The organism is Pseudomonas sp. RL_5y_Pfl2_73, assembly GCF_963970515.1.
Taxonomy (GTDB): domain Bacteria; phylum Pseudomonadota; class Gammaproteobacteria; order Pseudomonadales; family Pseudomonadaceae; genus Aquipseudomonas.
Genome location: NZ_CAXAPD010000032.1, coordinates 54,771 through 64,334, shown reverse-complemented (window position 1 = coordinate 64,334; position 9,564 = coordinate 54,771). Strand labels below are relative to the sequence as shown.

Genomic DNA, 9,564 nt, shown 5'->3' with positions numbered 1-9,564 from the left:
GGCGCGTGCGCAGGATGTGCTCGACGATCTCCGGCACCGACTGGTACTGGTAGATGCGGAACTGTTTGCCCCGGCCCAGCAGCGCGAAACGCGGTTGCAGGGTGATTTCGTAGCGGGCTTCGTCGTGAGAACCGGACAGGCGCTTGAACTCGGTGACCGCACCGTGGAAGGTGCGCAGCGGCTTGATCACCGGGGGCTTGAAGCCCTTCGGTGTCGGCGGTGGCGGCATCGGGTACAGGCTGAAATGGGCGCTGTGGTTGAGCAGGTCGGTGGCCGCCAGGTCGCGCTCGGTGCAGGTGAACTCGATGCGGTAATGGTAGGGCCGGCTCAGGTGTTCTTCGCCGGCGAAGGCCAGGACGTCGAGGCGGGCCTTGAGGTTGTAGACGCTCAGGGTGTGGCGGCTGTGGTCGAAGAAGATGGGCATGTTCATTGCGCGGGCTCCATATCGACAGCCCCGGCAGCGTCTGCGGCATCGACGAAGCGCAGGGTAATCCCCTCCTCCTGGCAATGACCCAGGTGCACCACGCGGGTCCGCAACTGCGCTGCCCGACGTTGCAACAACTGTTGGCTCAGCACCGGCAGGATCTGTTCGTTGAGCAGGCTATCGATGTTGCGTGCACCGGTGTCGGGCAGCAGGCAGGCGGCGACCAGGGCCTGGTTGAGAGCGTCGTCGATCTCGCAGTGCAAGCCATAGTGGCGCTGCAACCGCTTGGCGACCTGCCCCAGCTTGATCGCGACGATGCGTTGCAGGGCATCCTCTTGCAGAGGGCGGTAGATGAGGGTCTGGAAGCGGGCCAGGAGAGCCGGCTGAAAATGTTCACGCAGGATCGGTCGCATCAGGTCATGCAGCACGCTGTCCGGCGCGTCGGGTTGCGCCTGCAAGCAGGCCTGCAATGGCTCGCTGCCCAGGTTGGAGGTCATGAGGATGACGGTGTTGCGAAAGTCGATCTCGCGCCCTTCCCCATCGCGCATGAAGCCGCGATCGAAGACTTGGTAGAACAGATTGAGAACGTCGCGGTGGGCTTTTTCCACTTCGTCGAGCAGCACGACACTGTAGGGCCGCTGGCGCACGGCTTCGGTCAGCACGCCGCCCTGCCCATAGCCGACGTAACCGGGCGGCGAGCCCTTGAGCTGGCTGACGGTGTGGGCTTCCTGGTACTCGGAAAGGTTGAGGGTGATAAGGGATTTTTCGCCACCGAACAGGCTGTCGGCCAGGGCCAGGGCGGTTTCGGTCTTGCCGACCCCGCTGCTGCCCACCAACAGGAAAACACCCAAGGGCCCCTTGTCATCGGTGAGCCCGGCCTTGGCCGCGCGCAGGCGCTGGGCCAGAGCATTAAGTGCAGGGGCCTGGCCGATCACGCGCTCGGCCAATTGCTGTTCCAGCTCCAGCAGGTTGGTTTGTTCGTCCTTGAGCAGACTACTCAGAGGCACGCCGGTCCAATCGGCGATCACTTCAGCCACGCTGCGTGCGTCGACGTCGAGGGACAACAAGGGTTGATTGCCTTGGATCGCCTCCAGTTGTCGCTGCAACCGCACACAATCATCCTGTCGCATTGGCTCTGCCTCGCGGGCATCGAGCAACTGCTGGGACAAATCAAGCACCTGCCTGTATTGGCGGACCCGCTCGACTCGGCCGCGTTCCAACTCGGTTTGTTGCACGGCGATCTGCGTCATGCGTTGAGTATCGACGTTGCCGCCCAGGCCCTGATCCGCTTCCAGCGCTTGGCGCTCCAGTTCCAGGGCAACCTGCCTTGCCTTGAGGCGGACCAACACCTGCGGCTCGCAATCCACGCTCATGCGCACCCGTGCGCTGGCCGTGTCCAGCAGGTCAACCGCCTTGTCTGGCAATTGGCGGCCGGTGAGGTAGCGCCGCGACAGACTGACGGCGGCCTGTACCGCCGCATCCTGAATGTGCACGCCATGGTGGCTGGCGTAACGTGCCTTGAGGCCGCGCAACATCAGGCAGGCGTTGGTGTCGTCCGGTTCGTCGACCTTGACCCTTTGGAAACGCCGTTCCAATGCCGCATCGCGTTCGAAGTATTGTTTGTATTCGCTCCAGGTGGTGGCGGCGATCGTGCGCAGTTCGCCACGAGCCAAGGCCGGTTTGAGCAGGTTGGCCGCATCGGTGCCGCCCGCCTGGTTGCCGGCGCCGATCAGCGTATGGGCTTCATCGATGAACAGCAGGATCGGGTTTTCGGACTGCTGCACCGCGTCGATGATATTTTTCAGGCGCTGCTCGAACTCACCCTTGACCCCGGCTCCGGCTTGCAACAGCCCGAGGTCCAACGCACGCACGCTGACCGACTTGAGGCTGTCGGGCACGTCGCCCTGGGCGATGCGCAGCGCCAGGCCTTCGACCAGCGCGGTCTTACCCACGCCCGGCTCGCCGACCAGGATCGGGTTGTTCTTGCGTCGACGACTGAGGATGTCGATGACTTGGCGTATTTCATCGTCGCGACCGAACACCGGATCGATCTGCCCTTCCTGCGCCTGGGCGGTCAGGTCCTGGGTGAATCTGTCCAGCAGCACCTGCCGTGCATCGGGTTTCGCACTACCGGGAACGGCGATGATGGGCTCGTTCATCGCAACATGTTCTTGTACCTCCGGGCGTTCTTCGGAAGTTTGATCCAGCAAGACAAACAAGCGCTGCAATTGGGTCTCGCTGAGGCTCAGCAATGGCCAGGCCTCAGCGCAAACCAGCAGGCCGGGCGTGTCCATCAGCGCTCCCAACAGATGCGCGGAACGCAGCCGGTCGTAGTCGTCATCCAGCGAGGCGCGCAGCCAGGCATTCCTGATCAGCTCCTGCAACGGCTCCGACAGCTGCGGCTTGCCCTGTACGCTGCGCGGCAGGCTGTCGAGGTGGTTGAGCAGGTCGCACCAGAGCGCCTCCAGATCCCATTCGTAACGCCGAGCGATCACCGTCAGGTCACCCTCGCCCTGCCCCAGCAACTTGAGCAACCAGTGCTCGATGGTGATATGTCCATGGGCACGGCTTTGACACAGCGACGCCGCGTCACTCAATGCCTGGGCACAGTAGGGATTTAGACGACGAAGCAAACGAGTGGCGCTCTGTGCCATGAGGGGGCGTCCTTGTGTGGGTTTCAGTGTTGGTGCAAGCGAAGATTGAAAGCAGATGTGCTTGGCTGAGCGCCCGCGAACGGACGCTCAACCCAACACACCGACGTGGGCGTGTCAGGCGCTCTGGCGTTCGCTCCAGGCATCGGAATGAATGATGTTGCCGTCCTTGTAGGTCCAGGTGACCTTTTCGTAGCGCAACGCAACTTCTTCCAGATGGTTGTGCTTCTCTTTATCCGGATCCTTGATGTCATGCATTTTCGGCGCGACTTTCACCACCTTGACGTTTTCCAAGCGGGTGACGAAATACACGACTTCCTGCCCGGCATCGTTGATGCGGTACCACTTGAATTCGGCGCTCTCAAGGGTTTCCCCACTCGTCACTGCCTTGTAGAGGTAAGGCGTCGAAGCATCGATTTCCTTGGTAAACACAAACGGTGCGTGCATCCGCGCGCCGGTCAATTTGCCGGTGTTGCTATCCGTGGGGATCGCAAGGCTGTGTTCCTGGGCGAGCACCTCGATACTGCCCTCGCGGTCTTGCACATCCACCGACCCCTTGATGGGCTCGTTTGCATCCTTGTGCAGCCAGAGATAAATGGGAATTGCCATGGGAAGCTCCTGTTTCTGAGGTTAAGAGTCGCTTGATGCGACAGGGGGTTGCGTGTCTGGGCCTGCCGTGGGAAATGCACAGGCCCCCACTTCGGGTACCAGACGAATATCGACACGACGATTGGCGGCGCGCCCTGCCTCGGTGTCATTGCTGGCGATCGGGTAGCTCGCGCCGAACCCTTGCACGGCAAAGCAGCTGTCGGGGATGCCGCCCATGTGCTGCATCCAGTCATGCACGGCGGCTGCACGTGCACGGGACAACCGAAGGTTCTGCGACGCATCGCCGGTGGCATCGGTGTGCCCGGCAATCACGATCAGCCAGCCTGGTTGGGCCTTGATACCGACCAGCGCATCGATCAACACCTTGGTCGAGTTCGGTTTGAGTTGCGCACTGCCCGGACTGAACAGCGAGAGGCTGTCCAGGCGTACCGGGGTGGGTAATTGCAGGGGTATCGAAAGCGACCGCTCACGGTGATTGGCGAGCACCGCCCACAGCCGCGTACGCAAGCGTTCGCCGCGATACAGGCCCAGGCCTAGCGCCAACGGTTCACCGTTGCGGTAATAGGTGTCCAGTCGCTGGCCTGCTTGACGGAGCTCCCGCGCTGCGACTTCACGCCGGGCGATGGTCTGCCGATCACGTTGTTTCAATGCCGAAAGGGAGGTGTACCGTTGCAGATCGTCGCTGACCTGACGGACCAACAAGGTGTTTTGCCACGCAGAGTGAGCCAATGCGAGCACGCCGGTCAGCGCAAGCATCCACAACGCAACGACACTGGCGCGCTGTGTCTGAGAGCCTTGGCCGCGTCGTGGAATCACGTTCAATACAGGGTCCGGGAACGGCAGCTGTGCACCTGTCAATGCTTGTCTGTTGTCGTCCAGCGCTACCTTGTTGCGTAGCCATTGCTGCCACAAACTCCCCTCCACGAGCAGGGGTAACGCCGGTACTGGTTTGATCGCGCAAATCATTGCCGGCCCCACGGCATCATCGAACCACAAGTGTGGTAGGACCGCTTCATTCAGCCAGACGCTAACGCTGCGCAGTTGCACGACGGTGCATGTCCGCGCGGTTTGCACTGACGAATCAGCGGATTGCGACTGCCAATCGGCCACACTGACGCAGGCACCGGCATTACGAACCCGGGGACTGGACTGGCCGTTCGCCCAACAGAACCAGGGATCTTCGCTTTGCGATGTCGGTAGGTAGCTCAGCAGCACCAGCGGTAGCGCGCCGCCGTACTTTCTCGCTTGGGCGAACTGGTAGCGGAAGGTGCGCAAGTGGCCCGCCAGGACGCCGGCCTCGGCGTGCGCAGCCGGATTGACGATCAGCATCACACTGAGCTGACTGCCCCAATCCGGGCGCACGGCCAGGACGCTTTCGGTGAAGGCCGGTAGCTGTTCCACCCCCGGCACTCGTACGTAGCATCCCTGGTCGCTCACGCGCAGGGCCATTTGTTCCTCTGCAACGGTGCCGAACAAGCCCTCCAAGTCATCGCCACACACCAGTACGACCGGTCGACGAAATGAAGCCGCGGGCAAGGACATGCTCGCGGCCAGGTTCACCGATCCACGCCGACGCGCGGCGTGGCGACTGGACAGCACCCAGCCCAACCCAACACAGCACACCACGATCAGCATCGCGACGACGCGTACCCAAGTGGCAAGCGCAATGATGGCCAGTAGTGCGAGCGCAAGCATGCCCGCCCACAGCCAAAGAACTCGTTGCAGTTTGAGCGTCATGTGCGCCTCACGCTTGGTCGGGCAAAAGTGAGGCGATCACGCCGTTCAACAGATGGTCCATAGCCCACCAGACACCCGCGAACAACAGGACGACCGCCAGGGCATGTACCAAGGGTGAACGTAGCTGGCGCAAACGCTCGATCAGTTCGCTGCCGGCCACCTGGGTAGTCGGGCCAGGATTGAACGCCAGGGGCATAACTTGTGCGTTGAGGGCAGCCAGAATCTGCTCGCGCTCCGGATCGGCTATATCCTGGTAACGCCCCCGGAAACCAAGCGTCAATATCCGTTGAAACGCGGTCAACACTGCCTGATCCGGCGCGGCTTCGCGCAACACCTCCCGCATATCCTCGTAAAGAAACTCACCCGCCTGATGCCGATTGAAAAACCTGGCCTGCAACGGCTCCCTGGCCCAGTCGGTACGTTCAGTCCCTTGCGTGCAAGTCAGCACGGTCTCATCCAGCAATGCGCATTGGGCATGGTTGATGTGATCGACGCTACGCGGGCTCAACCCCGCCTGCTCGAGCCGTTGGCGAACCTGTTCGACCTGCGTCACACAAAGGTCTCCCAATGCCTCGCTATCGGGCACCGAAGCGCCTCGGCGCAACTCGACCACCAGCAGATAGGTGCCCTGCAACAGGTCATCGATGTCCACCGTCGTTGCGTTGTGTTTTTTCGAAGTGATCAGATTCATGTGCGCAGCACCGCAAACAGTTCAAGTTGTACATCCGCCAGCGTGCTGGGCACGTAGAAGGCGCAGGTCCCCATGGCTAACATCGCCTGTCCCTTGGGATGACCGAGGTCCAGGACGAAGTACTGGTTCTCCAGACGCAGAGGTATCGCCGCCGGCACATGGCTGAGCGGTTTCAGTGGCACGCCGTCGAGTGCGGCATTGATCAAAGCATCGACATCGTCCGGCGCACCGGCCTTGCACAGGCGAGGAAATTGATCCTGCAACTGCGCCGCCGGCGAATGGCTGCGAACCGACAGGTAGAAATCCGCACCACCAGGTTCACGCAGGCGCTCATCGTTGAGTGTCACCTCCCAGCGATTGACGCCCTTCTTCTCCAATACCAAGGCAATGACCCGCGACGGCAGACTGGCTTCCAGCAAAGTGGAGATGGTGCGTATCAGCGGTGCAAACACGGTTTCCAAGTGCGCATGCCGATAGGCGGGAATTTTGTCGATATCGTGTTCCAGCGAGAACGTCAGCAGGCTGCCGGCCAGTTTGATCAACTCCAAGTAGACCTGCTCGGGATGCCGCTGCGGGTACGCCTTGAGGTCCGTCAGCACCGGCTGGTAGGTATTCAAGGCATTGAGCAGCCAGAACAACGACACATCGGCCACGGCAAAATCGGCCATGCGCTGATTGCTTTCCCGACGCATGCTCATCAGTCGTTGCCGCTTGGCCGACAACTGCGTCAGCAGGTTATCCAGCTGGCCCAGGAGCCCCGGATGCGCGGCGAAACTGAGCAGCGGCGGCACGTAGGTCGAGTCGAGGCTCCACCCCTCCTGCCCCTCGCGCACCAGGCGCGCGATGGGGCAAGTCAGGTAATCGCCGTTGTCGTCCTTATCCAGGCGTAGGCTCAGCACGTGCTCCAGTACGCCGATCGACTGCACTTCGTCTGCATAAAGATCCTGTACCGCTCGCCAGTCCTGGCGATAACGGGTCGGCCGATCAGCCCGGCCTTCCTGCAACAGGCAGTTGTTACCGTTGGCCTGCTCCAAGGGCAAAGCCAGCAGCACGAGCGTTTGCTGGATATCGTCAGGCAGCAGCCGCGCCAACTCCAGCCCTGGCGGCAAACGATCCACCCTTTCACTATCGAGCAGGGTTCCATCGGGCATGCGCACACTCAGCCGGGTTGCCTTGAGCTTGCCCAGGCGCAATGCGTCCAGGTCAAACGCAACAGCCTTCACCCCCCATGGGTGTGCCAAGGCCAGGTGAGCAAGCTGTTCGTTGGCCCAAGCTTCCCAGCGCGCCTGCTGCTGGAACTGTTGCGCAGACAACAAAGTCCCGGACGCCCACAAAGGACGATCGATTTTCATGGCATCGTTTCCTTGGGAGTGAGTCAGGCTTTTGCCTTGGGCATCTGCGAAACCAGTGACAAGTTGACGTCCATGCCCTCGACTTGAAAGTGCGGCACCGCGTACAACTTCACGCGGAAGAAACCGGGATTGTCTTCAATGTCTTCTACGGTCACTTTCGCGTCACGTAGCGGATGGGATGCCTGCAGGTCATCGCCCGGGTCGGTCATCTCGGTGACCAACCCGCCGATCCATTTATTGAGTTCCAACTCCAATAAACGACGGTCCTTGGTGGTGCCGATGTTTTCGCGCTGGATCAGTTTCAAATAATGGGCGATGCGCGAGAGCAGGAAGATATAAGGCAGGCGCGCGTTGATTCGGCTGTTGGCGGTGGCATCCGGGGTGTCGTACAAAGCTGGCTTCTGGGCGGAACTGGCGGAGAAGAAACACGCATAATCACGGTTCTTGTAATACGACAGCGGAATGAAACCGAGATTGGCGAATTCGAATTCGCGGGTTTCCGGAATCATCACCTCCGAAGGAATCTTCACCTGGTTACCGGTACCCAGGTCGTACAAATGGATCGGCAAGTCTGTAACCGCACCGCCGGACTGCGGCCCTCGAATCTGCACACACCAACCGTTCGCGATAAAGCTCTTGACCATGTTCGCAGCGAAGGCAAAAGACGCGTTGGTCCACAGGTACTTATCGTGGTCGGGGCCTTTGACGCTTTCGATGTAGTTGAAGCTGCGCACGGGAATCGTATCCGGCCCATACGGCAGGCGACCCAGGACCTGAGGCAGGGTCAGGCCGATGTAGCGCGCGTCGTCACTGTCGCGAAATGCTTTCCACTTGATGTATTCGGCACGATCGAAGTAGTTACCGATGTCCTTGATGGCCGCTACTTCCTCCATGGACTTCTTACCAAAGAACGCCGGGCCCACCGCACCAATGAACGGCATGTGCGCCGCTGCCGACACTTTCGAGATGTTGCGCAGCAACGCGATGTCCTGCGGGCTGCGATCGAACTCGTAGTTGGAGATGGCTGCCGCAATCGGCTCCCCACCCGGCGTGTCGTATTCGCGAGTGTACGTGTGCAAATACAAACCGCTCTGCGCTATTTCCGGTGCATCTTCGAAGTCCCGCACCAGATCGTCCTTGCTGATATCCAGCAATTCTATGCGCACGTTCTGGCGAAAATCGGTCTGGTCGATCAATGACTTCACGCCACGCCAGGTTGATTCGACTCGTTGAAAGTCGGGGTGATGCATCACTACGTCGAGTTGGCGACTGATCTGCATGTCCAGCGAGGCGATATGCTCATCGAGCAGAACCTTGTCCAAACGCTCCACTTTTTGCGATGACTGTTTTAGCAATTTCAAGAACACGCTGACAGCGGCAGTGACCCGTTCATCAGTCGACGCCTCCGACAAGGCCTCGGCGTGCTGGAAAGTTTCGATATCTGCCAACTCTGCGACAGGGCTTAGATTGATCTTGCTGAAAAGCGCAGCGTAGACACCACTTTCTTCGGACAACACTGTAGCGCCGCGCGATTGCACGTTAGAACTTTCAACGGACATAGTTAATGTACTCTTCTGGGCTGCCGGCAATTTTAATTAACGAACGGTTTCTGGCGCCAACGCTGCCAACTCGGCTCGCAACTCATCGCTGAGCGCATCATCCTTGAGGATGCGCTCCAACTCGTGACGAAAGGTTACGTTATCCAACAAGTTAGATTTCAGGTCACGTAATAGATTGCGCATGGCCAGCAATGCGCGCAATTGAGGAATCTGCCGTGCTACCTGCTCCGGTTCGAAATCCTTCATACTTTGAAACTTCAACTCGACAGACACGTCGGAATCATCATCAGCCAGGGTATTATTCGCTCTAAGTTTCAGTCTTGGAGAAAACTCACCCAAGACGCTATCGAAGTTATTTCGGTTGATGTCGATTTTTTCTCGCTCCGACAACTGGCGATGCTCCTTGCCGTTGCTGTAGTCACCCATCACCATCAATTTCAGTGGCAACTCGACTTTTTTCTGCGCGCCTCCGGTGTGCAAGTCGAGTTTGATATTGACCCGCGCTTTGGGCACCTCATTTTGGAAACTGTTTGAAGCCATG

8 protein-coding genes are annotated in these 9,564 nt (G+C 59.9%); all 8 read right to left on the bottom strand.

Features of this window, described 5'->3' with window-relative positions; all coding sequences use genetic code 11:
- Positions 1–430, bottom strand: a 430-nt coding sequence (locus tag AACY42_RS24400) for a contractile injection system protein, VgrG/Pvc8 family (protein ID WP_339482848.1), incomplete at its 3' end; no start/stop codon positions are given.
- Positions 427–3,078, bottom strand: a complete 2,652-nt coding sequence (gene tssH, locus AACY42_RS24395; RefSeq protein WP_339482846.1) for a type VI secretion system ATPase TssH — start codon at positions 3,076–3,078, stop codon at positions 427–429. The genes AACY42_RS24400 and tssH, both read right to left, overlap by 4 nt.
- A 114-nt stretch (positions 3,079–3,192) precedes the next feature.
- Positions 3,193–3,684: an Hcp family type VI secretion system effector gene (locus tag AACY42_RS24390; RefSeq protein ID WP_339482844.1), complete on the bottom strand. Its 492-nt coding sequence runs from the start codon at positions 3,682–3,684 to the stop codon at positions 3,193–3,195.
- A 21-nt stretch (positions 3,685–3,705) separates the two neighbouring features.
- The gene (locus tag AACY42_RS24385) at positions 3,706–5,421 is read right to left on the bottom strand and encodes an OmpA family protein (RefSeq protein WP_339482843.1); all 1,716 of its coding nucleotides are present in this window, start codon (positions 5,419–5,421) and stop codon (positions 3,706–3,708) included.
- Between the two features lie 7 nt (positions 5,422–5,428).
- A complete protein-coding gene (gene tssL / locus AACY42_RS24380) occupies positions 5,429–6,112 on the bottom strand; it encodes a type VI secretion system protein TssL, short form (RefSeq protein ID WP_339482842.1) in 684 nt (227 codons plus the stop codon).
- Entirely contained in the window at positions 6,109–7,464 is a 1,356-nt protein-coding gene (gene tssK / locus AACY42_RS24375; protein ID WP_339482840.1) for a type VI secretion system baseplate subunit TssK, read from the bottom strand. The genes tssL and tssK overlap by 4 nt, the downstream gene beginning before the upstream one ends.
- A 23-nt stretch (positions 7,465–7,487) precedes the next feature.
- The gene (gene tssC / locus AACY42_RS24370) at positions 7,488–9,023 is read right to left on the bottom strand and encodes a type VI secretion system contractile sheath large subunit (RefSeq protein ID WP_339482839.1); all 1,536 of its coding nucleotides are present in this window, start codon (positions 9,021–9,023) and stop codon (positions 7,488–7,490) included.
- Positions 9,024–9,059: 36 nt separating this feature from the next.
- Positions 9,060–9,563, bottom strand: coding sequence for a type VI secretion system contractile sheath small subunit (gene tssB / locus AACY42_RS24365; RefSeq protein ID WP_339482854.1), 504 nt, complete (start codon positions 9,561–9,563; stop codon positions 9,060–9,062).
- Position 9,564: the final 1 nt, after the last annotated feature.